The 25850-nt window shown below is 58.0% G+C and carries 23 protein-coding genes and 1 pseudogene; 15 read left to right on the top strand and 9 right to left on the bottom strand.

The window, feature by feature from the left end; translation table 11 throughout:
* Positions 1–56 precede the first annotated feature (56 nt).
* Complete coding sequence (locus GGQ73_RS19885; protein ID WP_183897569.1) at positions 57–674, top strand: biliverdin-producing heme oxygenase; 618 nt, start codon at positions 57–59, stop codon at positions 672–674.
* 112 nt (positions 675–786) lie between these two features.
* Positions 787–1776, top strand: a complete 990-nt coding sequence (locus GGQ73_RS19880; protein ID WP_183897568.1) for a Bug family tripartite tricarboxylate transporter substrate binding protein — start codon at positions 787–789, stop codon at positions 1774–1776.
* Between the two features lie 31 nt (positions 1777–1807).
* On the opposite strand, the gene GGQ73_RS19875 is transcribed toward GGQ73_RS19880, so the two are convergent.
* Together GGQ73_RS19875 and GGQ73_RS19870 are read right to left on the bottom strand one after the other, a co-directional pair.
* Entirely contained in the window at positions 1808–2473 is a 666-nt protein-coding gene (locus tag GGQ73_RS19875; protein ID WP_183897567.1) for a GntR family transcriptional regulator, read from the bottom strand.
* Positions 2474–2764: 291 nt separating this feature from the next.
* On the bottom strand, positions 2765–4099 hold the full coding sequence (locus GGQ73_RS19870) for an SLC13 family permease (protein WP_183897566.1): 1335 nt from the start codon (positions 4097–4099) through the stop codon (positions 2765–2767).
* A gap of 191 nt (positions 4100–4290) precedes the next feature.
* Between GGQ73_RS19870 and mdcA the strand changes: the two genes are divergently transcribed.
* From mdcA to GGQ73_RS19835, 7 genes are read left to right on the top strand one after another with little or no spacing between them, the layout of a single operon-like run.
* Entirely contained in the window at positions 4291–5922 is a 1632-nt protein-coding gene (gene mdcA / locus GGQ73_RS19865) for a malonate decarboxylase subunit alpha (RefSeq protein ID WP_183897565.1), read from the top strand.
* A 9-nt stretch (positions 5923–5931) separates the two neighbouring features.
* A complete protein-coding gene (mdcC, locus tag GGQ73_RS19860; protein WP_183897564.1) occupies positions 5932–6261 on the top strand; it encodes a malonate decarboxylase acyl carrier protein in 330 nt (109 codons plus the stop codon).
* Positions 6258–7139, top strand: coding sequence for a biotin-independent malonate decarboxylase subunit beta (locus GGQ73_RS19855; protein WP_183897563.1), 882 nt, complete (start codon positions 6258–6260; stop codon positions 7137–7139). The genes mdcC and GGQ73_RS19855 overlap by 4 nt, the downstream gene beginning before the upstream one ends.
* Positions 7136–7849 (top strand): biotin-independent malonate decarboxylase subunit gamma, encoded by a 714-nt coding sequence (locus GGQ73_RS19850; protein WP_183897562.1) that lies wholly within the window; start codon positions 7136–7138, stop codon positions 7847–7849. Before GGQ73_RS19855 ends, GGQ73_RS19850 begins: the two co-directional genes overlap by 4 nt.
* Positions 7836–8483 carry a malonate decarboxylase holo-[acyl-carrier-protein] synthase gene (gene mdcG / locus GGQ73_RS19845; RefSeq protein ID WP_183897561.1) on the top strand — a complete coding sequence of 216 codons (648 nt, stop codon included), beginning with the start codon at positions 7836–7838 and terminating at the stop codon, positions 8481–8483. Before GGQ73_RS19850 ends, mdcG begins: the two co-directional genes overlap by 14 nt.
* On the top strand, positions 8480–9346 hold the full coding sequence (gene mdcB, locus GGQ73_RS19840) for a triphosphoribosyl-dephospho-CoA synthase MdcB (protein WP_183897560.1): 867 nt from the start codon (positions 8480–8482) through the stop codon (positions 9344–9346). Before mdcG ends, mdcB begins: the two co-directional genes overlap by 4 nt.
* Entirely contained in the window at positions 9343–10263 is a 921-nt protein-coding gene (locus GGQ73_RS19835; protein ID WP_183897559.1) for an ACP S-malonyltransferase, read from the top strand. The genes mdcB and GGQ73_RS19835 overlap by 4 nt, the downstream gene beginning before the upstream one ends.
* 136 nt (positions 10264–10399) lie before the next feature.
* Here GGQ73_RS19835 and GGQ73_RS19830 read toward each other — a convergent pair whose 3' ends face one another.
* From GGQ73_RS19830 to GGQ73_RS19810, 5 genes are all read right to left on the bottom strand, one after another.
* Positions 10400–12346, bottom strand: coding sequence for an ABC transporter ATP-binding protein/permease (locus tag GGQ73_RS19830; protein WP_183897558.1), 1947 nt, complete (start codon positions 12344–12346; stop codon positions 10400–10402).
* Positions 12347–12680: 334 nt separating this feature from the next.
* A complete protein-coding gene (locus GGQ73_RS19825; protein ID WP_183897557.1) occupies positions 12681–13091 on the bottom strand; it encodes a cyclophilin-like fold protein in 411 nt (136 codons plus the stop codon).
* Between the two features lie 73 nt (positions 13092–13164).
* The gene (locus tag GGQ73_RS19820; protein WP_183897556.1) at positions 13165–14355 is read right to left on the bottom strand and encodes a (R)-mandelonitrile lyase; all 1191 of its coding nucleotides are present in this window, start codon (positions 14353–14355) and stop codon (positions 13165–13167) included.
* 114 nt (positions 14356–14469) lie between these two features.
* Positions 14470–15573, bottom strand: a complete 1104-nt coding sequence (locus GGQ73_RS19815) for an alpha/beta hydrolase (RefSeq protein WP_210290185.1) — start codon at positions 15571–15573, stop codon at positions 14470–14472.
* A gap of 73 nt (positions 15574–15646) precedes the next feature.
* A complete protein-coding gene (locus tag GGQ73_RS19810; RefSeq protein WP_234911042.1) occupies positions 15647–16825 on the bottom strand; it encodes an MFS transporter in 1179 nt (392 codons plus the stop codon).
* Between the two features lie 152 nt (positions 16826–16977).
* Between GGQ73_RS19810 and GGQ73_RS19805 the strand changes: the two genes are divergently transcribed.
* Complete coding sequence (locus tag GGQ73_RS19805; protein WP_183897555.1) at positions 16978–17865, top strand: LysR family transcriptional regulator; 888 nt, start codon at positions 16978–16980, stop codon at positions 17863–17865.
* A 43-nt stretch (positions 17866–17908) separates the two neighbouring features.
* Here the strand turns inward: GGQ73_RS19805 and GGQ73_RS19800 are convergent, their stop codons facing one another.
* The gene (locus GGQ73_RS19800) at positions 17909–19333 is read right to left on the bottom strand and encodes an adenylate/guanylate cyclase domain-containing protein (RefSeq protein WP_234911041.1); all 1425 of its coding nucleotides are present in this window, start codon (positions 19331–19333) and stop codon (positions 17909–17911) included.
* Positions 19334–19546: 213 nt separating this feature from the next.
* On the opposite strand from GGQ73_RS19800, the gene paoA reads away from it, so the two are divergent.
* The 3 genes from paoA to paoC are packed head-to-tail and all read left to right on the top strand — an operon-like array spanning position 19547 to position 23327.
* Positions 19547–20182, top strand: a complete 636-nt coding sequence (gene paoA, locus GGQ73_RS19795) for an aldehyde dehydrogenase iron-sulfur subunit PaoA (protein WP_183897554.1) — start codon at positions 19547–19549, stop codon at positions 20180–20182.
* Positions 20179–21129 carry an FAD binding domain-containing protein gene (locus GGQ73_RS19790; RefSeq protein ID WP_183897553.1) on the top strand — a complete coding sequence of 317 codons (951 nt, stop codon included), beginning with the start codon at positions 20179–20181 and terminating at the stop codon, positions 21127–21129. The genes paoA and GGQ73_RS19790 overlap by 4 nt, the downstream gene beginning before the upstream one ends.
* A 2-nt stretch (positions 21130–21131) precedes the next feature.
* Positions 21132–23327 (top strand): aldehyde oxidoreductase molybdenum-binding subunit PaoC, encoded by a 2196-nt coding sequence (gene paoC / locus GGQ73_RS19785; RefSeq protein ID WP_183897552.1) that lies wholly within the window; start codon positions 21132–21134, stop codon positions 23325–23327.
* Positions 23328–23536: 209 nt separating this feature from the next.
* Here the strand turns inward: paoC and GGQ73_RS19780 are convergent.
* Positions 23537–23842 (bottom strand): annotated as a pseudogene (locus GGQ73_RS19780) (transposase); the annotation flags it as partial.
* Between the two features lie 86 nt (positions 23843–23928).
* Between GGQ73_RS19780 and GGQ73_RS19775 the strand changes: the two are divergent.
* Both GGQ73_RS19775 and GGQ73_RS19770 read left to right on the top strand, forming a co-directional pair.
* Positions 23929–24822 carry an AraC family transcriptional regulator gene (locus tag GGQ73_RS19775; RefSeq protein ID WP_183897551.1) on the top strand — a complete coding sequence of 298 codons (894 nt, stop codon included), beginning with the start codon at positions 23929–23931 and terminating at the stop codon, positions 24820–24822.
* A gap of 226 nt (positions 24823–25048) precedes the next feature.
* Positions 25049–25801: an SDR family oxidoreductase gene (locus tag GGQ73_RS19770; protein ID WP_183897550.1), complete on the top strand. Its 753-nt coding sequence runs from the start codon at positions 25049–25051 to the stop codon at positions 25799–25801.
* Positions 25802–25850: the final 49 nt, after the last annotated feature.

Below are 25850 nucleotides of genomic sequence, written 5' to 3'. Positions count from 1 at the left end.
ACTCAGAAAGGAAAGATTTTTATCTGCCGTTCTGGGATATTAAAAGGGACTGGTACATGGCAGCAGACATCGAACCGAGCATTGCGACACCGGCGACGGAAACCAGCCGTACAAAACGCCTGAAGGCCGCGACAAGCGACGCGCACGACGCCTTAGACACGTTTATCACCGCCGCCAAACCTTTCGAAAACCTGAGCAATTTCGCAAAGTTCGTTCAAAGCCAATATCTGTTTCACCACGACGTGGATGCTTTCTACCAAAACGAAAGGCTCCATGATCTGCTACCCGATCTGAAAGGGCGCAGACGGCTGGGACTGATCGAACAAGACCTCGCAGACTTGGAAACATCGGTACCCATGTCCAGCGAAGCCCGCTTTCATCAAGAGGACGCCACCTTTGACCTCGCTCAGGCCATGGGCTGGCTCTACGTGGTAGAAGGATCCAACCTGGGTGCGGCATTTCTGCTGAAGGATGCAGCAAAGCTTGGCCTGGATGAGACCTTTGGTGCCCGCCATCTTGCAGGTGCTCCGGAAGGACGAGGGCTTCACTGGCGCACCTTCGTCGCAGCGCTCGATGCGATCGCTTTGAGTGAGGATGAAGAATACCGTGTTATCGCAGGCGCTGAAGCGGCGTTCCATGCCGTCCACAAGCACGCCGTGCAGATGATGGCTTGAAACGCACAGCCGCACTGAACCCTCCGAAACGAGGATGCGACCTTTGTTGCCCTTGCCCAAGATTAAGCTACAGTGAACCGCGTGGCGAGGAGGCCACAACACAGGAGGTTCAATGAGACATCAACTTTTCAAGCGGCGTGCCGCGATCGCACTGGCTGCATCTGTCGTATCGGCTTTCGTCTTAGGCGGCGCAGCACAGGCCCAAACCTATCCTGCAAGAGCCATCACGCTTGTTGTTCCCTTTGCGGCAGGCGGTTCCACTGATGTGGTCGCGCGTGTCATTGCTCAGAAGATGAGCGAGGATTTGGGCCAACAGGTCATCGTCGAGAACATTGCCGGTGCCGGTGGTAATCTCGGCGCGGACCGGGTGGCACGCGCTGAACCGGATGGCTACACAATTCTCATGGGTACGGTGGCAACACATGCGCTCAACCCTCTCATTCTCAAGACCAAACCCTATGATCCTGAAAAGGATTTCGCCCCTATTTCACTACTTGTAGTGGTTCCCAATGTCCTCGTGGTCAATCCGCAACTGCCGGTAAAGAACGTCGCGGAACTGATAGCGCTCTTGAAGGCGCAGCCCGATAAATACGCTTACGCTTCGTCGGGCAACGGCACGCCGCTCCATCTATCCGGGGAACTGTTCAAAAGCATGACGGGCGTAAGCATGCAGCATGTTCCCTATAAGGGTTCTGGCCCGGCCTTGAATGATCTGCTCGGAAACCAGGTTTCGATCATGTTCGACAACCTGCCGTCTTCTTCCGGTCATATCAAATCCGGCACATTGCGGGCGCTGGGCGTAACGACCGCTGAACGGGCATCATCCTTTCCCGATGTTCCGACAATTGCCGAGACGGTACCGGGTTATGAAACCTATACCTGGAATGCGTTGTTTGGACCCAAAGGCACACCAAAGGAAGCCGTAGACAGGCTGAATGCCGCTGCGAAAAAAGCTCTGGCAGACCCTGCCGTTGCTGCAAGGATGGCAGATTTCAGCGCCAAGATTGTCGGCTCTACACCGGACGAGTTGAAAACCCATGTTGCGACGGAAATCGCCAAATGGGAACCTGTCGTTAAAAATGCGAATGTGCAGATGGATTGAGGCGTTCTGTCGCCTCGATCCGTTTATCCATCTACTCTTGCTCGTTTTCGTCAGATGTCTGCATGAAGCGAGCAAGGGCGACACTCGCATTCAACATATGTTCGCGCATCGTCAAGCCGGCCTGCGTGGCGTCACCTCGCATGATCGCTTTGATGATACTTTCATGCTCCTGATTCGATGAACTTAGACGTTCGGGGTAGCGGAGTTGCGTCCGGCGAAATGGCAACAGTCGGGCGCGCAGACGCATCAGTTCTTCAAACAGAAAATCGTTGTGAGCGCTACGATAGAGCAATTCGTGGAAGGTGAGATTGAGCTCGTCATATTGATCGAAATCTGCGTTTTTTGCCGCTTCTGAGGCTTTCTGGTGGATCTGAAAAAGCTTGGCACGCTCAACACCCGTCATGCGATGCGTTGCAAGACCAACGCACATGGCCTCCATTTCGGCGGTGACCTCAAACATCTGCATGAGGCGTGGCAAGGTCAGGGGCAGAACGAAAGCACCCTTGCGAGGGCGTATTTCCACGAGGCCGCTTGCCTCCAATTGTCGTAGAGCTTCTCTGACGGGCGTGCGTGACGCGGAAAAACGCGCTCCTAGCAATCCTTCCTCGAGGACGGAACCGGGTTTGATGACGCCGGTCGAAATCTCGTCCGACAGCACAACGCGAATATGTTCACTGATCGAGCTGGCGGTTGTCATCAGCCTTTTTCTCCCTTGTCGAATGTTCGTGCATGACGGCTTTAACCGAGGTCCCTAACATTCTTCCTGGAACGACAACAGTTTTTATAAATCCTTTCCCTTACGCGGCCGCCACCTGATTTTACCTGTTTTCGATGAGGGCATCGACGCCCTCGTCTTACCATTTCAAGTAACGGGCCTTGTCGATCAGCGTCGTCGTCTTGGCGGCTTTTAAAACCGGGTCGATTTCCTGGGACACTGTGACCTCAAGCTTCAAAACAACAATGGACTGGGGATGGGGAAGGGGCCTTATCAGATCCAGCCTGGCGCCACGAAGACGAGCCATGCAAGCAGCGGACCCAGCGCCACGACCAGCGTGCTGTAAAACAGCAGAATGCGGAAGAAGGCCGTCTGATCGATGTTCTGGGCATTTGCGACGACAAGCGCACCATTTGTCGAAAAAGGTGAGACATCAACGATGGTCGCGGAAATCGCAAGTGCCGCAATCATGCCCGGCGTGCTGAGGTCACCCTGCATCAGCATGGGGACCGCAAGCGGGATCATCGCCCCCATGACACCGACAGACGAGGCGAATGCCGAGACGATGCCACCAATGTAACACAGCAGCAATGCGGCAAGTAGCGGCATGGCAAGGCTGGACACGCCGTTGCCGACAAAGGCGATGGCGCCGGACTTTTCGAGCACGCCGATATACGTGATGACGCCTGCGATCAGCAGCACGGTGGACCACGCGATCTTGTCCACAGCACCTTTTTGACCGCGCGGGCAGACCAGAGCCAAAACCACGGCCACGCACATGGCGACCAGACCGACATTGAGGCTGAAGACCAGGGAAAGCGTGGCTAGCGCGGCAAGGCCCGCCAGCGTCAACGCCTGCTCGAGGTCCAGCTTGCCCGTGGTCGTGACTTCGGTCAGTTCAGTTTCACGCTGACGTGGATCAACCGCCATGTGTCCACCGCTGCCGCGCACATCCACCGACACGCCGGGCATGAAGACATTGCCACTGCCAAGGCTACCCGCCGCCGCCTTCGATTTTCGACCGAGAACGAAGAAAGCACAAACGGCAATCAACAGGTTGAAGCCGAGACTTGCGAGGAAGAGAACGGTCTCATCCCCCGGAAGACCTGCACGCGCCACAACCTGGTTGGTGATGCCACCGTAAATGCTGATCGGCGAGAAACCCCCGCCTTGTGCGCCATGGATGACCATGATGCCCATGAGCAGCGGATTGATACCGTATTTGGCCGAGAAACGCAGGGCAATCGGCGCGATGATGGCAACGGCGGCCGGGCTGACAGCGCCGATCGCCGTCAAAAGTGCCGAAACGAAAAACATCACCCACGGAATGGCCGATATACGACCCCGTACGGCACGAACGCAGGCCTGCACCAGCCAGTCCACCGTGCCATTGTTCTGCGCGATGGCGAAGAGATAGGTGATACCGACAAGCGTGACGAAAAGATCGCCCGGAAAACCTTCGAAAATCTGCTTGACGCTCATACCGACGACGAGCGTGCCGATGATGAACGAGAGCGCGAAACCCAGCGCTCCCATATTGATTGGCAACGCGGTCGCCACGATGAACATGACGGCGAGCCCAAGTATTGTAATGACTTCTGATGACATGACAGCTCCTCCCAAAGCCAGGTGTCAGTGGAAGCGGCACCCTCCTGCCGTTTTCCATCCTGTGCGGTTTCCCGCACAACCCATGCGCTTATGTATGCGCAAAAAATCAAAATACGCAATAATGAGTTTATAAGTTGATATAATTTTGTCTTGAGAATACATATACACGTAAATGCAGTGGAGGCGCATTCATGTGGAATAGACTCGCGACGAACCGCGCAACCCGACTGGAGCGAGCCGCACAGCTTGTCAGCGGCAAGGTGGTCAAAGCAGATGCCATTACCGCGCTGTTGGAAGCGGTGATCGAGCCGGGTGACCGGCTCTGCATTGAAGGAAATAATCAGAAACAAGCTAATTTTCTGGCGAAGGCTCTGGCGAACGTGAACCCGCAGGTGGTTCATGACCTGCATATCGTGCAATCCGTACTGGCGCTGCCGGACCATCTCGATGTGTTCGAAAAGGGCGTAGCGTCCAAGCTGGACTTTTCCTTTTCAGGGCCGCAGGCGGCACGTCTCGCCCGTTTGTTGAGCGCCGGTCAGTTGCGCATTGGCGCGATCCATACATATCTTGAACTCTTCGGCCGCTACTTCACCGATCTGACGCCGCGTGTGAGCCTGATATGCGCGCAAATGGCCGACCGTGCAGGCAATCTCTATACGGGCGGCAATACCGAAGACACGCCTGTCATCGTAGAGGCAACGGCGTTTCGGCAGGGGATCGTTATCGCTCAGGTCAACGAGATCGTGGACGTCTTGCCGCGCGTCGATATTCCGACCGACTGGGTGGATTTCGTCGTTCAAAGTCCGAAGCCGCATTATATCGAGCCGCTCTTCACCCGCGATCCGGCGCAGATTTCCGAAATTCAGGTGCTGATGGCGATGATGGCCATCAAGGGTATCTATGCCGAATATGGCGTGACACGGTTGAACCATGGCATCGGCTTCGATACTGCGGCCATCGAGCTCATCCTGCCGACCTATGCCGAAAGTTTGGGGCTGAAGGGCAAGATTGCCACCCATTGGGCGCTTAACCCCCACCCGGCGTTGATCCCGGCCATCGAGGCGGGTTTTGTCGAAAGCGTGCATTCCTTTGGTTCGGAACTGGGGATGGAAGACTATATTCGTGCCCGGTCCGATGTGTTCTTCACCGGACGCGATGGTTCGATGCGCTCAAACCGGGCAATGAGCCAGACCGCGGGCCTTTATGCCTGCGACATGTTCATCGGATCGACACTTCAGATCGATCTGGAGGGCAACAGCTCCACCGCCACGCTTGGCCGTATCGCCGGTTTTGGTGGTGCACCCAATATGGGCTCGGATGCGCGGGGCCGCAGGCATGGCTCCAGAGCCTGGCTGAAGGCAGGCAAAGAGGCATCCACAGGCGGCATACCGCGTGGTCGCAAGCTCGTTGTGCAGATGGTGGAAACGTTTCGCGAGCATATGGCGCCTGCCTTCGTCGAAAAGCTGGATGCATGGCAATTGGCCGAATCCGCGGGTCTCGATCTGCCGCCAGTGATGATCTACGGCGACGATGTCACGCATGTTTTGACCGAAGAAGGAATTGCAAATCTGCTTTTGTGCCGCACGCCGGAAGAGCGCGAGCAGGCCATTCGCGGCGTAGCCGGCTATACGACGGTCGGTCTTGGTCGTGACAAGCGGATGGTGGAAAATCTGCGTGACCGCGGGATCATAAAGCGGCCAGCCGATCTCGGTGTCGATGTTTCACTGGCAAGTCGCGACCTGCTGGCCGCCAAATCGATGAAAGATCTCGTGCATGCGTCAGGTGGTCTTTATCGCCCGCCTGCGCGTTTCAGGAACTGGTGAGGTTCTAAAATGGAAAAACTGGAATATGAATTCGAGGGCGGCACCGTTCTGGCGGCACGCAACAAGCCCATCCTGTCAGGCGTTCTCGGCTCCGGAAATCTGGAGGTTCTCGTTGAGGCCTGCGACCTCTGCGGCAAATGCCGGGTAGAAGTCGAGACGGCAGCGGTCGGTTTCGGCACAATCTGGCAGGCGGTGCTGTCGGATGTGTTCGATCGGTGGAAGATCGGTGACGTGAAGGTGTCCATCAACGACGCTGGCGCGACACCTGCCGTTGTCGCGCTGCGGCTGGATCAGGCGCTTCACGCATACTTAGGCAGAAGCAGCGAGGCGATCTCATGAGCAAGAGCTGGTATGAGGCAACCGCGCGTGACCGGATCGAAGGTTTGATCGACCCGGGCAGTTTTTTCGAATTTCTTCCGCCAGAGGACCGGGTGACCAGTCCCCATCTGCGTGTCTTGGGTTCTCCTGCCGCTTTTGATGATGGTGTGGCCGTGGGCAAGGCCACGTTGGACGGCAAGGCGGTACTGCTCGCCGCCCAGGAAGGTGCCTTCATGGGTGGTGCTGTGGGTGAGGTTCATGGCGCCAAGATCACCGGCCTCTTGGAGCGCGGACTGGATGAAAAACCAAACGCCGTGCTGCTGTTGCTGGAGTCCGGCGGCGTGCGCCTGCATGAGGCCAATGCAGGACTGATCGCTGTTTCCGAAATCATGCGCGCAATCCTCAATCTGCGCGCGGCAGGCATTCCGGTGATCGTGCTGGATGGCGGGCGCTACGGCGTCTTTGGCGGCATGGGCATTGCCTCCCGGCTTTGCTCGTCCATCATCATGTCGGAAGAAGGCCGACTTGGTCTTTCCGGGCCTGAAGTGATTGAGACGACAATGGGTGTCGAGGAGTTCGATGCATCCGACAAGGCTCTGGTCTGGCGCACGGTGGGTGGCAAGCATCGCTATATCCTGGGTGAAACCGCAGAGCTGGTGCCAGATGACATGAATGCATTTCGCAACGCGGCGATTGCGCTTCTTGTCCAGGAGAAAACCCTCGATCTCGACGCCATCGAGGCGGAGCATGAAGCTCTTGCCGCGCGCCTGAGGCGTTTTGGCAAGGTGCAAGATGCGAACGACATCTGGTCGGCACTTCAGATTGCCGATTCAGAGCGAATTCCGTTGATGACGACAGAGGAATTTCACCAAGCCGTCGATGGGAGGAGAAGCGCATGATCACGCCCGAAGCACTGTTCGACAGGCTGTTTCCGCAGGGACACGATATTGCCTCCGAAGGCCTCTTTTTCGCCGGCGTGGCAAAGGCCGGTTACGACCTCGTATCGGTTATCGGCACGCGTGAAAAGGCGCACATCGGTATCGATCTTGCCATGCGCATGGCAGCGGACGTCATCCGCGTGATGAAGGAACGTCCGGGAAGCCCGATCCTGCTTTTGGTGGATACCGCCGGGCAGAAGATGGCCCGACGTGATGAGTTGCTCGGCCTCAATGGCTATATCGCCCATCTGGCCAAAACCATCGATGTGGCGCGCAGGCGTGGACACCGCATCATCGGGCTCGTCTATGGTGAAGCGGTCAGCGCCGGTTTCCTGTCCTCCAGCCTTCTGGCGGATGTGTGTTACGCCCTTCCGGAAGCAGAGGTCCGCGTCATGAACCTTCCCGCCATGTCGCGTGTCACGAAAATTCCTGTCGAGCGGTTGGAGGAACTGTCGAAAGACAGCGCGGTCTTTGCACCCGGCGTTGCCAATTATGTCGCCATGGGCGCGGTGCGCGCGATCTGGGATGGCGATCTCGCGGCAGCCCTTGTGAATGCGCTGGAAGAAAAGCAGGACCCCAACAGCGATGCCCGCCGCGACTATGGCGAACAGCGCAAAGGGCGCACACTTGCCCGCGCCGTGTCTCAACGGGTGCGGCATGACGCGGCCTGACAGGCATCGCTTCGTCACGTTAAAGCGTTCATGGCGCGACGGTGCGGATATCTCTGCCTGCGGCATGGCGGGTGGTGATAGGCTCTTCGACTGGATTGATGCGGGCCGCCCGCTGGTCGTGGCCTCCTCTGCGGCTGGCGATGAGGTAAAAACGGTGCGCCTTGGCTTGTCCACACCCCAAAAGCAACGTTTCGGACTTCGCGTGCAGACGAATGCCATCGATGACATTTTGCCTGCGGTTCGGCTCAATGATGCCGCTGCCAGTGCGCCACCGTCCTGGAAGCCAACGATCGACGCGATCTTGAAGGTGGTGGAACAGCATGAGCTGGACCTGTCCGTCTTCGGATCTCTGGCATGGTCGCATCTGTCGGGTGAAGACCATTTGCGACCGACCTCGGACCTGGATATTCTGGTTTCGACGCCTGTTCAGGTGGATGCACGTGTTGTCATTCAAGCACTTCTGGCTATTGAAAGCATGCCGCGACTTGACGGCGAGTTGGTGCTGACGAGCGGCGCGGGCGTCAATCTGCGCGAATATGCCGGGCAACCGGAGCATATTCTGGTCAAGCAGCACGGCGGCCCGCAACTCGTGCCACTCGCCGCTCTGGAGAGTGTCGCAGAGAGGGCCACATGAACACGATATCACAGCCTCTTGCAGACCAACAAAGCTTCGGTCCGCGCGATATCAGCCGCACCATCGGCAGGTTGGCCGTTCGTGCGCTTTACACGGAACTCGCGCTTTATCCCAAGCCCGGCCTGGTCAGTCCCATCGACAATGGTGCCCATGACGACATGACCATGGCAACCTTCATGCGCAGCCTGTTTTCTCTGAGATGCTATTTCCCGCAGATAGCGTCGGCTGGCGGTGCATCGAGCGAATTCTCAGAGCTTCGGAGACTTGGACGCGGTGCCGAGCATCGAATGATGGTGGCGACAAGCGGGGTCAATACGCATCGCGGAGCGATCTTCAATCTTGGCCTGCTGTCTGCGGCTGCTGGCTATCACGTTTCAAACAGGCTGCTGCTTGATGCCAATGCTGTCTGCATGAACGTAGCCAACCTGTGGGGCAGAGACATTTTAATGGATGAGCCTGTCGATTCCCATGGGTCTCGCGCGCTTGCCCGGCATGGCGGTGGTGGTGCGCGCCAGCAGGCTGCCTCAGGCTACGCGGTTCTTCGTGACGTCGCGCTGCCCGCCTTCCAGGACGCGTTGATCAAAGGAGCCACCCGCAACTGTGCGGCGCTTCAAACGTTCTTCGCGATCATGGCTGTGCTGAATGACACCAACATATTGCACAGAGCCGGTCGTGACGGCCTGGATTATGCGCAGGGGCAGGCGCGGGCTTTTCTTTCGATCGGCGGCGTGTTCGCGCCGGACCATCTGGCGAGAGCAACCGACCTGCACCGTATTTTCTGCACGCGCCGGATTTCACCCGGCGGAGCGGCCGATCTCCTCTCCTGCACTCTTTTCCTGCATGATCTGGAGGCTATGTCGTGACGCTCGGCATCCTCTGCCCCGGTCAGAGCGCCCAGGCACCCGATGTGATCGACCGCTTGCGAGCCGCACCCGAAGCGGCCGTCGTGTTTGATGCCTTTTATCAGATCATGGGGTCAACGGTCGATGCCGTCCTGAGCGAGGGCAGGCTGCATGACAACGCCATCGCGCAGCCGTTGATCTGCGCCGTGGAGCTCGCTGCCTTCAATGCGATTAAACCCTCCATACCAGAGCCCTCTTATTTCGCCGGCTACAGCATTGGTGAACTCGCGGCCTATGGCTGCGCCGGTTCGATCAGCGCGGCAGACACCATTCGACTGGCGAGCCTCAGGGCCAGGCTGATGGATGCCGTCTGTGCCGAACCGAGCGGGATGATTGCCATCCGTGGCTTGCGCGAAACGACGCTGGCACCAATCTGCGAAAGCAACGCAGTCTACATCGCCATACGCAATGGCGACGACCGCTTCGTGTTAGCGGGTCCTCTTCGAAACATGGGATCCACAACGGCGGACGCTGAACGGCGTGGTGCCCATGTCACGCCTCTTCCCGTAAAGATCGCGTCGCATACGCCACTGATGCATCCCGCTGTCGCGGCTTTTGCAAAGGCTTTGGGGAACACAGAGTTCAAGAGCCCGACCGCAGCGGTTCTGGCAGGTATCGATGGCACATCAGTTCGCTCTCGCGACATGGCGGTGCAGCGGCTTTCGGCGCAGTTGGAAACGCGTATCGACTGGCAGGGGTGCATGGAAAGTTTGAAGGAGGCCGGATGCACGACATTGCTGGAACTCCTTCCTGGCGGCGATCTCTCCTCGATGGCGAAAGACCGCCTGCTCTCGGTGTCATCACGATCAATGATCGAGTTCAAATCGGTGGATGCCGCTGCCGCCTGGGTTTCGCGCAAGGAAGCGCTCTCGCTGTGAGCTTTCAGGAGGTTCGGTGCTCCCGAGCCAGACCATGATCAGATCGGCGCCTCTATCTTGTGGGACCTGCGATCGCAATCGAGCTGATCTGGACAAACATTCCCTTGCCGGATTCGCAGGTTACCGGCGTGCGAAATTACCTCCGCTTCACCATCCGCCGAAGCATCGATCTTTTCCTCGATTTTCTTGGTATAAGCTCGATATCACTCACCAGCTTTGCGCCACCGTCCCGGCGCTCCAGTGTAATCTTGCGGCTGTGAAAGGCTTCCAGCTCGGCACGATGGGCCACGCTAATAATTGTGGCGTCGGGTAGCTCATCGATAACAGTCTGCATCATCTTGTCTTGACTTTTTTCGTCCAGCGCTGCGGTCGCCTCGTCCATCACGATGATATCGGGGGCGTTGAGCAGCAGACGTGCAAAGGTAAGCCGCTGCTTTTCACCGCCTGACAATGTCTGGTCCCAAGGTGCATCGTCCTCGATCTTGTCCTTGAGTTGGGCGAGGCCGACCTTGTCCAGAGCGGCGCCGATCTCTTCCGCCGTCCAGCTGTCCGCCGGTTGCGGATAAGACACCGCGCGGCGAAGCGTCCCGGATGGAATGTATGGTCGTTGCGGCAGCATGAACAATTGGCTGCCTGCCCGGAAATTCACGCTGCCGCCGCCCCAGGGCCAGAGGCCGGAAATGGCTCGAACCAACGTGCTTTTGCCAGAGCCGGATTCCCCTGACACCAAAACTCTCTCTCCCGCGCCGATTTCGACATCCGTCTCTTTTACCACGGCGGTTCCATCTCCCAGCGACACGGACACGTCCTTGAGGCTGAGCATGGTCTCACCTTCGGTCTCGCCGCGCACGATGCGGCCGAACGTGTCGCTTTTTTCAGCCCGTTCAAGGCCATCAAGTGACATCATCAGGGAAGCAACGCGTCTTGCGCAGGCGTTCCAATCGGCCAGGCGCGGATAGTTGTCGACCAGCCAGCCAAACGCGGACTGGACGATAGTGAATGCGGACGCTGCCTGCATGACTTCGCCGAGCGACATGCTGCCATCGAGAAACTTCGGTGCACACAGCAAAAGCGGCACGACTGGGGCGATCAGCATTGAACCGTTGGAGACGACCGTGGTGCGCATATATTGCTGCGCCATGAGGCGCCACTGCCGCCGGACATTGCCAAACCTTTTTTCGAGATCGCTGCGCTCCTCCTCTTCGCCGCCAAGCAGGGCAATGCTCTCGCCATTTTCCCTGACGCGTGTCAGCGTGTAGCGGAATTCCGCTTCAACCTGGTTCTTGACTTCGGAAACCTTGACGAAGTTTCGGGCAATAAAGGCGATGGAGGTGGACGTAATTGCCGCGTAAATGACCGCCGCTATGACCAGGAAGCCGGGAATGGTCACCCAGACACCGCCGATAGAGAGCGTTAGCGCCCCACCAATCGTCCACAGGACGACGATGAAGGTTGAGGCGGACAGGAATGCGGCGATGACACCGGACACGAAATCGACCGGCGCCTCGGTGGCGATGCGCATATCGTCCGAGAGCCTTGCCTCGGGATTTTGGTGATCGCCATCAATCAAATTGAGCTGGTAGTAGCGGCCGTTTGCAATCCATCTGCCAACCAGCACATTGGTCAGCCAGGAGCGCCAGCGCCGCTGAATGCGCATTCTGACATAGACCTGCGAGGTGACGATAAAAACACTTCCGAGAACAAGAAACGGGAATATGGAGGCGAGGGAATAAACAGTCGACGCATCGCGTTTTTCGATCGCATCGAATATGCCTCGGTTCCAGATGTTGATCCCGTATTGGAAGCCGACATTGATCCCGATCATAGCCAGCAGTCCCAGCGTAAAAAGCCATGACAGCTTATCGCCACGCCGGCTCCAGAAACCGCGGGCACTGATCCAGAACCGTTTCAGAAGGTACTTTCGACGGGCCTCCTCAGCCTCTGCTGGCGTCAAGCCCGCGGGTTCCGCTTCCTCTGGAGGAAGTTCGTCACCATTGTCATGATCTATTGGCGGGGAGGCGGCCTCGGTACCAGTTTCGTCGGCACCATGGACCGGTTTCAGTTCTACTTCATTGTTTTTCATGGGCGCTGAACGATCAACGCGCAGAAAGGTTTCACGACTTCGTGAAGGTACGTGAAATATTCGCTGGAACGGTGTCGTGGACCGAAGAAAGGTCGGTGGCGACAGTTAGCGTGCGTCCAACACCGAAAAAATTCGCTCAGGAGCAAACGCCGCAGCAAGCGTAAAGGCACCGTAAACTTAACTGACACCGATCAACAATCTTGCTTGTCGGTTTCTGCGCATGCGGCCTATAGGCGTGCGATTTCCTTCCAGATTTGAAGGACTGCGGCTCTCAGTTCGCAGTGCACGGCCCTGATCGGCAGACGCTTCGAACGAAGCCAATGCCGGAGATATCTTACTGTGCCTTTTCCAAGGTTACGGTGACAGATCCTGGGCGGTCGAAGATGGAAACGTCCCCCGTTACCTGCCCGAGGATGATAATGCCCGGAGAGGGAACGCGGCCGCTGCGATAATAGATCACGAAATGATCGGCACTCCACAGGCCAAGCGTACCGACCGAGAAATCTCGCTGCCGCGTAAGCTCCGGCAGGGCGGAGGGCAGGTTTCCCGTTTTTTCTTGGCGGAGATGGTCGGACATCTCGATCGTCAATGGCAGCATGCGCGCCAGCGATCTGGCTGCTTCGTTATCGGCGAGAGTGGCGGTGACGTCGCCCCACGCTGCGGAAATCCGGATGCTTTCTTGAGCCATGGCAGGTCCCGTCAATCCCAGTACGACGATAGCTGAGGCCAATATTGTCTTGGGCACGTGATCGTCTCCGTTTCGGTTTGCATTGAAGGCGTGGAGTGGTCACCCACCCCTGCAGCCCATAGTCTTGCTTTTACTCTGCGGCACCCTTGCCGTAGTCCTCGTCGGATACCTTCTCCATCCAGGTGACAGCGCTTCCGTCGAGCGCTTCGGCTACGGCGAAATGGCTCATCGGTTCACTCGCTGAGGCGCCATGCCAATGCCGGATCAGCGGTGGGATCCAGACGACGTCTCCAGGCCCGACCTGCTGAACTGGCTCACCTTCCTTCTGCACCCAGCCGCGCCCGCTGACGATGAACAGGGTTTGCCCGAGAGGATGTGTGTGCCAAGCAGTGCGAGCACCAGCCGAGAAGGAAACCGTGGCCCCGCCGATGCGCGCGGGAGCTTCGGCTTGATAACGGCCCGAGATACGGACGCTGCCCGTGAAATACTCAGCAGGAGCTGGCGCGGCACCGGCGCCTGCGGGAGTGATCGAGATGTTTGCCTGTGGAGCGCTCACTTGAATTCCTTTTCTGTTTTCAAAAACCTGTTTGAGGACAGGTACTGCGGACATGGCTCTCGGCCAGCCAGAGTAGAATGCAACATGTGTCAGGACTTCGGAAGCTTCCGGCCGCGTCAAGCCGTTATCCATCGCGCGATTGGCATGGAACGGTAATTGCTCCGGCTGGCCAACAGCGATCAGAGCGGCCATCGTCACGAGGCTCCGGTCTCGGGCTGAAAGATCTGGCCGCTGCCACAAGTCTCCGAACAGCACACGGTTGGTCAGGTCAGCTAGTGCCGCCGCTGTCGGCGCAACGGCGGCATCGACCGTCGCTTTTCGAGTGGCCTCGGCTGCGGCTTCCAATTCAATGCGTGTCGCTTCGCTGTTGTTCAAAGGTGCGATCTGGCGCTCGTTGAAAACCTTCTTTATTTCTGTGACGGCTGAGATTGCATTCGGCCATCCCGAGTAGAACGCGAGATGCGTGATGAGCTCACCGATCTCGCCGGGCTTCACGTCGTTATCCAGGGCGCGGCTCACATGTGCAGCGATCTGCTCGTTTTTCCCGGTAGACACAATTGCCGAGAGGGTGACGAGGCTACGGTCGCGAGGCGCGAGGTCGGTTCGTACCCAAACTTCACCGAACAGGACGTCATCCGTGAAATGGCCAAGCCCCGGTGCGACCGTATAGACGGCTGGAGGAGCAACCCTTTTGCGCTCTTCCTGGGCTTCCACTCCTGTTGTGGCAAGAGCCGAGATGGCAATGCTTGCGGCAATGTTCTTCATCTGGGTATCCTTTAATTATTGTCATGGAGTATGGGGCCGTCGTGAACGTAGCCCCTACGGCGCAGTGGCAGCGCAAACCCCGCTGCAACTAGCCACCTCACGCGATGGCTTGGCCTACGCCAGATGCTGTCCGAAGAATTGGGCAATCCGATCGAACGGGATAAGATCGACGCGGTCGTAGAGATCGACGTGACCGGCGCCCTTGACCCAAACCAGTTCCTTCGGCTCGGCGGCCCGGTTGTAGGCGTCCTGGCTGAATTCCTTCGAATGGGCCTTGTCACCCGAGATGAACAGCATCGGGCGCGCGATCGTCTCGATATCGTTGAACGGATAGAAGTTCATGAATTTGACAGCGCTGCTGAGCGTCGGCTTCGTCGTTGTTTCTCTGGCGACGCCCGCAGGCGTGAACTCACCGCGAGGCGTGCGGTAGAAGTCATAGAACTCGCGCTGGATCGGGTCGGTATCGGCGGTCAGTTCGAGTGTGGTGCCTCCGATGTACTGGATATCTGCGCCGTCAGCCTCTGCCCAGCGCTGTTCGGCCGCCGTTGCGATAAACTGCTTGCGCTGCTCGACGGTCTGGGACTTGTTCAGTGCATTGCGGAAGGCCGCGCCCATATCGTACATGCTGACGGTCGCGATGGCCTTGATCCGCGGATCGATCTTGGCGGCGCTGATGACGAAGCTGCCGCTGCCGCACACACCGATGGCGCCGATATTGGCGCGGTCGACGAAGGGATGCGAGCCGAGGAAATCGACGCCGGCGCTGAAGGCCTCGGCATAGGCTTCAGGCGAAACCAGATTGCGCGATTGTCCTTCGCTTTCGCCCCAGAAGGGCAGATCGATGGACATCGCGACAAAACCCTGTTCGGCCATCTTGGTGGCGTAGAGATTGGCGCTCTGTTCCTTGACCGCACCCATTGGGTGGCCAACGATGATCGTCGGGTTCTTCGACGCCTGGTCGAGGGTCTTGGGTAGGAAAAGATTGCCAGCGACATTTGTCTGATACTGGGTTTTGAATGTGACCTTCTGCAGTGTCACCTTGTCGCTGGTGTAGAAATTGGAGGCGCCGTTGGACATGTCTTGAGCCTTTGCAAGTGTTGCGTCGAAAATGGACATCGCCCCGAGCGCAGCGACGCCAGCGCCTGTCATCTTGAGCAGGCTGCGGCGGTGGATGGCGGTATTTTGCGTTATTGTGTCGTCTTGATCTTGGTTGATCATCTGCATGTTTCCTTGACTGGCGATGAGCTGGATTTCACTTGGGTGCATGGCATGGAAAGAACGCCGTGACGGTTCATGGGCGTGTCGAGAAACGCGATGCGGCGATGGAGAGCAGGAACGAGCCGACAAGCAGCGCTGCCGCGAAGAGGAAAGCGATCCACCATCCATAGCCATCAAACAGCACGCCTCCGATCGAAGCGCCCAGCGTAATCGCAAGCTGGATGGTTGCGACTTGTAGCCCGCCGCCTGCCTCCGCATCCTCAGGCATCGTGCGGCTGAGCCAGGTGCCCCAGCCGACGGGAGCGGCCGTGCTGAACAGGCCCCAGCCAATGAGAAGTGCGGCCGTTATGATTGGGGACGATCCGAACACGATCAGTCCCACGGCAAGGATCGCCATGATGAGAGGGATCGTGCCCAGAATGAGGAAGAGGTGTTTGTGCAGCAGGTGGCTGACGATTGTGGTTCCGGCGACGCCTGCCAGACCCATCAACAGAAGCAGGAGCGAGAGTGTCGATATCGAGACCGAGGTGACGGTCTCCAGGAATGGGCGCAGATATGTAAACAGGGCGAATTGACCCATGAAGAGCAGCATGATTGCGACCATGCCGATCGCAACCTGAGGCCGGGAGAGTAGCCTGAAGACATTTGACGAGCCCTCGTGGCGCCGGGGAGGAAGCGATGGCAGGCTGATCCACTGCCAGACAAGGGCGACAAGTGCCAGAGGGACGACGGCAAAGAATGCGCCGCGCCAGCCGATATAGCTGCCGAGCAGGCTTCCCAGCGGTGCTGAGATGGTGGCTGCAATGGCATTGCCGGCGTTGAGCATGGCAAGGCCCTTGGGAACGGACTCTTCCGGTACCAGCTGCATGACAATCGAGGTCGACATGGACCAGAAGCCGCCAATGGCGATACCGAGCATGGCGCGCCCGACCATCAACACGAGATAGTTCGGAGCGAAGGTGACGATCGTTCCCGAGAGAACCAGCATCAACGAGAACGCGGCAAGAACCAGACGCCTGTCCAAACGACGCACCAGGCCCGCGACGAAAATGCTGGTCAGGACAGCAAAAACGCCGGAGATCGAGATCGCCTGGCCGGCACGACCTTCCGTCACGCCCAGCTCGGTAGCAATCGGTGACAGGAGGCTCACCGGCATGAACTCGGAAGCAATCAAGACGGCCACGCACAAGGCCATTGAAAAGACAGCGCCCCATGCGGCCTTGTGCCCATGCGTGGTCTGCGCCACCGGCATCGCAACGTCTTGGTCAATGTCGTTGCATTCGAATGATCTGAAAGCTTGATGTGTCATGGCGGCAATATATGCCGCGACCAGTTCGAAGATTAGTCGTTGCAATTCACTTGGACTTATCGACTTATGACATTAATCAAAGGACAGAGGCGACCATGAAGCGGGAAGATCTCAATGACATGCTGTGGTTCCTGGCGGTCGCGGAGGAGCGAAGCTTCACAAAGGCGGCAGCGAAACTCGGTACGTCGCAGTCCACGATCAGCCACACGATCAAAAAACTTGAAGCGCGGATGGGCCTCCGTCTTTTGACCCGAACGACCCGCAGTGTGGTTCCAACGGAGGCAGGTGAGCGATTGATCCGATCACTGGCCCCGCGCATCGAGGAAATCGAAACCGAGATCGATGCGCTGATGGAGATCCGGGACAAACCGTCTGGTTCGGTCAGGATAACACTTTCCGACCATGCACTTGAGAGCGTCGTGTGGCCTAAACTGCGATCCGTGCTGCACGAGTTTCCCGACATCAAGGTCGAGCTGAACAGCGACAACGGTTTTCGCAATATCGTTGAAGAAAAGTTCGATGCGGGCGTTCGCCTGGGTGAGAGCCTGGACAAGGACATGATCGCCGTTCGCATCAGTCCAGACTGGCGGTTGGTCGCGGTCGCCTCTCCCCGGTATCTGGAGGCCCGGACAACGCCCTCGACGCCACAAGAACTGGTCGGTCACGATTGCATCAATCACCGACAATCGCGATCGGGCGGTCTTTATGCCTGGGAGTTCGAAAAGGACGGCAGAGAAGTCCGCGTGCGCGTCGAGGGACAACTGACGTTCAATTCGTCATACACGATGATTAATGCCGCAGTTGCCGGATATGGAATCGCCTATGTGCCGGAAAGCCTCGTTGAAAAAGAGCGAGCATCGGGGCAATTGATACAGATCCTGGATGACTGGTCTCCCATGTTTACAGGCTACTATCTGTTCTACCCCAGCAGGCGGCAAAACTCGCCCGCGTTCAGGGTGGTGGTCGATGCTTTAAGGGCTTGAACGGTCCCGCGGGCGTCGAGCACGGTTCATAGACCCGAGCGTGTCACTTCAAGGAGGCATCTGAGAACGTGAAGACTTCGACCGGTGAACGCAGATTGCGGATCGGATGAGCCCCAAGGCTCAACAGGGCGCGATGATGTCCAGCCTGGCGTGCGGTCGCTTCACAGATCAGGCAGTCTGTCTTTGTCTGTTTGTTCAACTCCTGAAGCCTCTGCGCCAGATTGACCGCGTCTCCGTATACCGTGTAAGTCTGGCGATCATCAGCACCCATCGTCCCTGCGGCGACCAGCCCGGTGGCAACTCCGATCCTTATGCTGATATAAATCCCATCGAACTGTTGATCCTGCGTTGCTTTCAAGATGTCCCGAGATGCGGCGAGGGCGCGCTCGGCATGGTCTGAAGCCGGAAGTGGCGCATTGAACGATATCAGCACGGCGTCGCCGATATAGGTCACGACGACACCGCCATGTTGGTCGGCGATATCCGTGACGGCGCTGAAGAAGGCGTTCAGAAAACGAACCAGTCTCAAGGGCGGCAATCCCGCGGAAAGGCTGGTAAATCCCTTGATGTCGACAAACAAAAGCGTCGCCAGCCTTGTCTGGGGAACCAGGTGCCCTTCATCGAGGAGCTCGCGAAGCACGGGGGCCGGAACGTAGCGGCCAAAGATCTTTTGAACGCGCCGCTCACTCGCTCTGGCCTCGGCGTGTTCGCTCACAACCAGTCTTGCTCTGTGAACCGCCAGCGCCGCAATGGCGGTAACCAGAAGGATCATCAGTGTCTCCTGAACCCTTGACGCAAGACCAAGAAAGTCAGGGTTGAGCACGGTGTTGAGATAGACATCCCGCGTTGGAGAAATGGGAAGGTTGGCGTAGGTCACAACCTGCGCCATTCCGGATATGATCCACCATGTTGCGAAGAGAAGTCCGCCCGCTGCCCACGCTCCCGTCCACAGAACGAGCGGAGGTGAAAGTGTTAGAACGGCGGCTGCAACGATCAGATAGTAATGCTGCACCGAGCTTGTCAGGAAGACGAGGTTCTGGGGTATGTCTCCGCCGCTGCTCAAGGGCACGAATGCAAGCAAGACCGTCACGGCTGAAGCATCGAAGGTGAACAGTGCAAATCTGGCAGGTTTCTCATAGCGTGTGGCGACCGCCGCAAGCGACGTCAGCCCACCGAGAGCGATAAGCGTGGTTATGCCGAAAATTCCCAGATTGATGGGGTAATAGTAACTGAGCAAGAAGCTGATCGCGAGCGCCATAACGGCCACGGTGCGGCCCAATACGGCGAACCGGAAGCCTGCACGCTCGGCCTTGCGCAGCGCAATGGCGGTCGTTTCGGCAACGTCGAATTCGGGGCGTTTTTCAACCATCTTGTTCCAGCCGTCCGTTCCTTTCGCAAACCAGCGCGGGCGAACAAGCTTTGACAGAACGGAATTGGTTTTCAGGCTTGTCGAACCATCGTGCACCATATGTCAATCGGTTATCCGGGATTAGCCCGAGTATGCTGCATGGACTTATGGATTTCCAACATCAATGGATCCCACTCTACGGCGAACATTTATGTCGGGGAGCGATAAGTCCAAGCGGATAACACCACCTAATCATTTTCGCAGGCGCCATTACTTTGTAGTATGGCGTGGTTCCTCCGCGCCCGACAAACCGAAAGCGAAGCGGAGCCGCATATGCAAAGCCCCATTCAACTTGAGATATCGCGTCGAAACCTGCTCATATCCTCAGCCGCAACAGTTGCGATGACGGGTGTGGCCGGGGACGCCATCGCGCAGTCGCCACCTGAGGGTGAAAAACTCACATCGAAGGTTTCCATGACCATCAATGGCGAGAGCAGGACCCTCGACGTCGACAACCGAACGACGTTACTCGATGCGCTGCGCGAGCACCTTCATCTTACGGGAACGAAGAAAGGATGCGACCACGGGCAATGCGGTGCCTGTACCGTGATGGTTGACGGTCGGCGTATTAACGCCTGCCTCACGCTGACGGTGATGCATGAAGGTGACAACGTGGTCACGATCGAGGGACTTGGAAAGCCGGGCGAGCTGCATCCCATGCAGGCCACCTTCGTCAAGCACGACGGTTTCCAGTGCGGGTACTGCACCCCCGGCCAAATCTGTTCCTCCGTAGCCTTGCTGGAGGAGTTCAAGGCTAATATTCCAAGCCACGTCACGAGCGATTTGACCGCACAGGTGAGCATTACGCCCGAAGAAATTCGCGAGCGCATGAGCGGCAACATCTGTCGGTGCGGCGCCTATTCCAACATTATTGATGCTATCGTCGAAGCTGCGGGGACAAAAGCATGAAGGCCTTTACATACGAGCGCGCCGCATCCGTCGACATCGCCGTCAAGGCCGCAGCTTCTAATCCACAGGCCCGGTTCATTGCTGGTGGTACGAACCTGCTCGACCTGATGAAGCTTGAAATCGAGGTCCCCACGCATCTTATCGACGTGAACAACCTCGGTCTGGACAAGATCGAATCGACCCCAGAGGGCGGCCTGCGCATCGGAGCGCTGGTGCGCAACACAGAACTGGCGGCTCACGAAACAGTCCGTCGCGACTATGGGGTTCTGTCGCGTGCTCTTCTGGCCGGGGCATCGGGACAGTTGCGCAACAAGGCAACCACTGCCGGCAACCTGCTGCAACGGACGCGCTGTCCGTATTTTTACGATACCAACCAGCCATGCAACAAGCGCCAGCCCGGCAGTGGCTGTTCAGCCATCGGCGGTTTCAGCCGCCTCCATGCGGTCGTTGGCACCAGTGATGCCTGCATCGCGACCCATCCAAGCGACATGGCAATCGCCATGCGGGTTCTCGATGCCGTCGTGGAAACCGTCAAGCCGGATGGCAGACGAAACGTCATACCTATCGCTGAACTTCACCGCCTGCCAGGCGAAACGCCACATATCGAGACCAGTCTGGAGCGTGGCGAATTTGTCACCGCTGTCGTCCTTCCCAAGCCGCTGGGTGGACAGCATATCTACCGCAAGGTCCGCGATCGGGCATCCTACGCCTTTGCCATCGTTTCGGTAGGCGCCGTTATCCAGCCAGACGGTACCGGGCGCGTCGCGGTTGGGGGCGTTGCCCACAAGCCATGGCGCATCGACGAAGCAGATGCTGAGCTGCAAAGGGGAGCTGCGCCAACATCGGCTGTGCTGTTTGCGGATGCAAAGCCGACCGAACATAATCGCTTCAAGGTCAAACTGGTCGAACGCGCCCTGAGTGCGGTCATAGCCCAAGCAAGGAGCTAACCATGCAGTTCGATAAACCAGCAGGCACCAATCCAATCGACCGGTTGAAGGTTGTCGGCCAGCCAATTCTTCGCATCGACGGCCAGCTCAAGACGACCGGCCAAGCAATGTACGCCTACGAGTGGCATGATCCCAAAACGCGCTATGCCTACGGCTACCCTGTCGGTTCGGCGATAGCGAAGGGGTCTATCAAGTCCATCGATACGAGCATGGCCAGAAAGGCGCCGGGCGTTCTGGCCGTGGTCACTGCCCTCGATGTCGGGGAGCGAGCTAAGGGTAAGTTCAACACGGTCAGGCTCTTCGGCGGGCGTCAGATTCAGCATTATCATCAGGCGATAGCAGTCGTCGTCGCCGAGACGTTCGAGCAGGCGCGCGCCGCAGCGGCTCTTGTCCAGGTTGATTATAGCGAGGAGCAGGGGAGCTTTGCGCTGGGCAAGGCCATGGATACGGCGACCAAACCCGAAACGGGCGATCCCGATTCCAGTGCCGGCGACTTCGACGCCGCCTTCAAGGCGGCCCCCGTTACCTGCGAAGAAACCTACACCACGCCCGACCAGTCCCACGCCATGATGGAGCCGCACGCATCCATCGCTGCCTGGGATGGTGACGATCTGTCCCTTTGGACATCGAGCCAGATGATCGACTGGTTGCGCTCCGACCTTGCGACAACGCTCGATATCAACAAGGAAAAAATCCATCTGATGTCGCCGTTCATCGGTGGCGGTTTCGGCGGCAAGCTGTTCCTGCGCGCTGATGCTGTTCTTGCCGCCTTTGGTGCAAAGGCTGCCAAACGGCCTGTTAAAGTCGCTCTACCGCGACCGTTTGTCATCAACAATACGACCCATCGGCCAGCGACAATCCAGCGCGTGCGCATTGGTGCACAGAGCGATGGCAGAATTACTGCCATCGGGCACGAAAGCTGGTCGGGTGACCAGGCGGGCGGGCAGTTGGAGGCGGCTGTGCTGCAAACCCGGCTGCTTTATGCCGGCGAAAACCGCATGACCGCGATGCGGTTGGCAACGCTCGATCTGCCCGAAGGCAATGCCATGCGGGCACCGGGCGAAGCGCCGGGTCTCATGGCTCTCGAAGTCGCAATGGATGAGATGGCGGAAAAGCTCGGCATCGATCCGATCGCGTTCAGGATCATCAATGATACGCAGGTCGATCCCGAAAACCCCGAGCGGCCCTTTTCCCATCGTGACCTTGTCGGTTGTCTGAAGCTTGGCGCCGAGCGCTTCGGTTGGGGCAAACGCGGCGCGCCCGGATCGCGGCGCGAAGGCAACTGGCTGATTGGCATGGGTGTCGCCGCTGCCTTCCGCAACAATATGGTACTGCCATCCGGTGCACGGGTCCGGCTTGACGATCAGGGCATCGTCACGGTCGAGACCGACATGACAGATATTGGAACAGGCAGTTACACCATCATTGCGCAGACGGCGGCGGAAATGATGGGCGTCACCATCGACAAGGTGGGTGTGCAACTGGGCGATTCCCGCTTTCCGGTCTCGGCTGGTTCTGGTGGACAGTTTGGCGCCAATTCTTCGACGTCCGGGGTCTACGCCGCCTGTGTGAAGCTGCGCGACGCCATCGCGCAGAAGCTTGGCTTCAATTCCGAGGACGTGGTCTTCGAGAACGGTCAGGTTCTGTCCGGCAACCGCTCCGTATCGCTTGCCGAGGCCGCAGGTCCCGAAGGCCTTTTGGCCGAGGACACGATGCAGTGGGGTAACCTGACAGAAACGCATCAGCAATCCACATTCGGCGCGCATTTCGTCGAAGTCGGCGTGGATGTCGCAACGGGCGAGACCAGGATCCGCCGGATGCTGGCGGTCTGTGCTGCGGGCCGTATCCTCAACCCGGTCACGGCGCGCAGCCAGGTCATCGGTGCGATGACCATGGGCGTGGGCGGTGCACTGTCGGAAGAGCTTGCTGTCGATACGCGCCGCGGCTTCTTCGTCAACCATGATCTAGCCGGTTATGAAGTCGCTGTTCACGCCGATGTGCCTCACCAGGAGGTAATCTTCATGGACGAGACCGATCCGATGTCCTCGCCGATGAAGGCAAAGGGTATCGGCGAACTCGGCTTGTGCGGTGTCTCGGCAGCGATAGCCAATGCTATCCATAACGCAAGCGGTGTTAGGGTTCGCCATTATCCTATCACGCTCGAGAAGCTGCTCGATGGCCTTCCCGATGTGGCGTAATGCATCTGACGGCAGGCCTTGAGAGTCTGCCGTCTTCACTGAAAGGGATATCTCAGGTGATCGACGTATCGGCCGGTAAAATTCTGCCAACGCCCGTAAAGGTGATGTCCAGCGACGACCCATCAGAGCTTTTTCGGTTTGCCGTCACAGCATACCGGAAGGGTCTCATTGCGCTGCCACACCCGTTGACATCCGAGGGCGATGGCTTCCGTTGCTCGATAATCCCGCATTCTTGCATTGAGGATTATGATCATCCTGCGCATGACCGCGACGAGAGCAACCTTTCCGGGTTTGCCTTTGACTTTCAGTTGGTCAAACACGGCTTTCATGTTTGGATCGAACCGTATTGCCGGTAGTGCTGCCATGTAAAGCGCATCCCTTACCGGTTTTCTCCCGCCTACGATCATCCGTTTTCCGCGCATCAGTCCGCTGTCGCGATTCATCGGTGCGACGCCGACGAGCTTTGCGATTTGCCCTTTGTCCAACAGTCCGAGTTCAGGAAGCCCGACGATCAGGACGCCCGCCCGCCCAATGCTCTCAATCTCTTGCCCGATTGTCTCAGGGACTTTTCTTACTGTGAAATCGGTGACATACAGAGGTCATGACCGAGCATCTTCAACCTCACATCGATATTGCCCTGCGGCATGCGCGACCTGGTATAACGACCACTTTGATCCCACGCCTGGAGATCGGGGTCGGACAAGTGACCTCCGGCACATCGCCATGTCTCTACCGATCCATGATCTGCTTCATCCTGCAGGGATCGAAGGATGTGGCGATCCAGGACAACTTGCTGCGCTACGACTCGGCGCAATACCTCGTCAGCGCCCTGGATCTTCCTTTAAGCGGCCAGATCCACAACGCCGATGACGGGCGTCCCTATATCTCGGCGTCACTGGTCCTGGACCCGGCGCTCTTGTCACAAATAGCTGCCGACATGCCGCCGATCCGCGATGCCGAAGCGCCGGGCATCGGGATCGCCATCAATTCGATGACACCACCACTCCGCGACACGCTGCTGCGCCTGCTTTCTTTGCTCGATACCCCGAGCGACATACCTGTCCTGGCATCAATGGCGGAGCGCGAATTGCTCTATCGTCTCCTCCAGGGACCGCAGGGACGACTCCTTCGCCATATCGCGCAGCCTGAAGGCGCGCTTGGTCGGATTCGCCGTGCCGTGGAATGGATCCGCGACCATCAGAACAAGCGGTTACGAATTGAGGCGTTGTGTGAGGTCAGCGGTATGAGCCGCGCCAGCCTGCACAGGCATTTCGTGGCACTGACGAGCCTCAGCCCGGTCCAGTACCAGAAGCAGCTCCGGCTGCAACAGGCACGCCAGCTATTGCTCGCGGGCGATCACAGCGCATCTGACGTGGCCTTCGCAGTTGGTTATGAGAGTGCCTCTCAGTTCAGCCGAGAGTATCTGAGACAATTCGGTGCGCCCCCCGTTCGCGACATGCGTCAGCTTCGGCATTCGATGAGCAGCCCAGCTTAGTTCTCGTTGCAGATTACGGGAAGCTTCGCTGAAGCAGGAGCGGGCTGCTGATAGTCCCAAGAGTTCAGCTTGACGGAATGCTGAGATAATTGGGCAATACTTTGAGCTTATTGGGCGGGGCTAAAGCCCCGCATCCCGTCTATTGAGACAGTCATCGACACGGAAGGCGACTGAGAAAATATGCCGCCGTAGGTCGAGATTGGAATCTCAAAAACGGGCATCTTTTATGACACGTCTTAATGGAAAGCGTACCTTGATCACCGGCGGCACTTCAGGCATTGGCCTCAAAACCGCAAAGCAGTTTCTCAACGAAGGCGCCCGCGTCATCGTGACCGGCAACAACCCGGAATCCATCGAAAAAGCAAAGTCAGCACTCGGCTCAGAGGTTCTTGTCCTGAGGGCCGACAGCGCAAGTGTCGAGGCGCAACGCGAACTCGCGCTTGCGGTAAAGGAACATTATGGACAGTTGGACGTCGCCTTCCTCAATGCCGGCGTCTCGGTCTGGCAGCCAATCGAATCCTGGACCGAGGAAGCCTTCAATCAGTCGTTCGCTATCAACGTTCGTGGCCCCTACTTTCTGATTCAGGCTTTGCTGCCAGTCTTCGCCCAACCCGCCTCGGTGGTACTCAATACCTCGGTCAACGCGCATATCGGCGCCGTCAACTCCTCCGTTTACGGCGCAACCAAAGCGGCCTTCCTCAACCTGTCGAAGACGCTCTCGTCCGAACTCCTGCCGCGTGGCATCCGCATCAATGCAGTCAGCCCCGGCCCAGTGGAAACGCCGCTCTACGATAAGCTTGGCATTCCAGACGCCTACAGAGAACAGGTAAACACCGAGATCGCCGCTACGATCCCTGCTGGACGCTTCGGTACCGCGTCCGAGGTCGCCAAAGCTGTCGTCTATCTGGCATCCGATGAATCCGCATGGACGATCGGAACAGAAATCGTGGTCGATGGCGGGCGCACGCTGAATCGATAAAACCGAGAGCGGACCCGGTGATGCGGGTCCGCCTTTGATATGGAACACA

Source organism: Rhizobium skierniewicense (genome assembly GCF_014196515.1).
GTDB classification, from domain to species: domain Bacteria; phylum Pseudomonadota; class Alphaproteobacteria; order Rhizobiales; family Rhizobiaceae; genus Agrobacterium; species Agrobacterium skierniewicense.
This window is presented reverse-complemented; position numbering and strand designations above follow the sequence as displayed.

Coding starts and splice junctions, on each gene's coding strand:
- GGQ73_RS19885 (WP_183897569.1), top strand. CDS start 57: ATGGCAGCAGACATCGAACCGAGCATTGCGACACCGGCGACGGAAACC.
- GGQ73_RS19880 (WP_183897568.1), top strand. CDS start 787: ATGAGACATCAACTTTTCAAGCGGCGTGCCGCGATCGCACTGGCTGCA.
- GGQ73_RS19875 (WP_183897567.1), bottom strand. CDS start 2,473: ATGACAACCGCCAGCTCGATCAGTGAACATATTCGCGTTGTGCTGTCG.
- GGQ73_RS19870 (WP_183897566.1), bottom strand. CDS start 4,099: ATGTCATCAGAAGTCATTACAATACTTGGGCTCGCCGTCATGTTCATC.
- mdcA (WP_183897565.1), top strand. CDS start 4,291: ATGTGGAATAGACTCGCGACGAACCGCGCAACCCGACTGGAGCGAGCC.
- mdcC (WP_183897564.1), top strand. CDS start 5,932: ATGGAAAAACTGGAATATGAATTCGAGGGCGGCACCGTTCTGGCGGCA.
- GGQ73_RS19855 (WP_183897563.1), top strand. CDS start 6,258: ATGAGCAAGAGCTGGTATGAGGCAACCGCGCGTGACCGGATCGAAGGT.
- GGQ73_RS19850 (WP_183897562.1), top strand. CDS start 7,136: ATGATCACGCCCGAAGCACTGTTCGACAGGCTGTTTCCGCAGGGACAC.
- mdcG (WP_183897561.1), top strand. CDS start 7,836: ATGACGCGGCCTGACAGGCATCGCTTCGTCACGTTAAAGCGTTCATGG.
- mdcB (WP_183897560.1), top strand. CDS start 8,480: ATGAACACGATATCACAGCCTCTTGCAGACCAACAAAGCTTCGGTCCG.
- GGQ73_RS19830 (WP_183897558.1), bottom strand. CDS start 12,346: ATGAAAAACAATGAAGTAGAACTGAAACCGGTCCATGGTGCCGACGAA.
- GGQ73_RS19820 (WP_183897556.1), bottom strand. CDS start 14,355: ATGAAGAACATTGCCGCAAGCATTGCCATCTCGGCTCTTGCCACAACA.
- GGQ73_RS19815 (WP_210290185.1), bottom strand. CDS start 15,573: ATGATCAACCAAGATCAAGACGACACAATAACGCAAAATACCGCCATC.
- GGQ73_RS19810 (WP_234911042.1), bottom strand. CDS start 16,825: ATGCCGGTGGCGCAGACCACGCATGGGCACAAGGCCGCATGGGGCGCT.
- GGQ73_RS19805 (WP_183897555.1), top strand. CDS start 16,978: ATGAAGCGGGAAGATCTCAATGACATGCTGTGGTTCCTGGCGGTCGCG.
- GGQ73_RS19800 (WP_234911041.1), bottom strand. CDS start 19,333: ATGGTGCACGATGGTTCGACAAGCCTGAAAACCAATTCCGTTCTGTCA.
- paoA (WP_183897554.1), top strand. CDS start 19,547: ATGCAAAGCCCCATTCAACTTGAGATATCGCGTCGAAACCTGCTCATA.
- GGQ73_RS19790 (WP_183897553.1), top strand. CDS start 20,179: ATGAAGGCCTTTACATACGAGCGCGCCGCATCCGTCGACATCGCCGTC.
- paoC (WP_183897552.1), top strand. CDS start 21,132: ATGCAGTTCGATAAACCAGCAGGCACCAATCCAATCGACCGGTTGAAG.
- GGQ73_RS19775 (WP_183897551.1), top strand. CDS start 23,929: ATGACCGAGCATCTTCAACCTCACATCGATATTGCCCTGCGGCATGCG.
- GGQ73_RS19770 (WP_183897550.1), top strand. CDS start 25,049: ATGACACGTCTTAATGGAAAGCGTACCTTGATCACCGGCGGCACTTCA.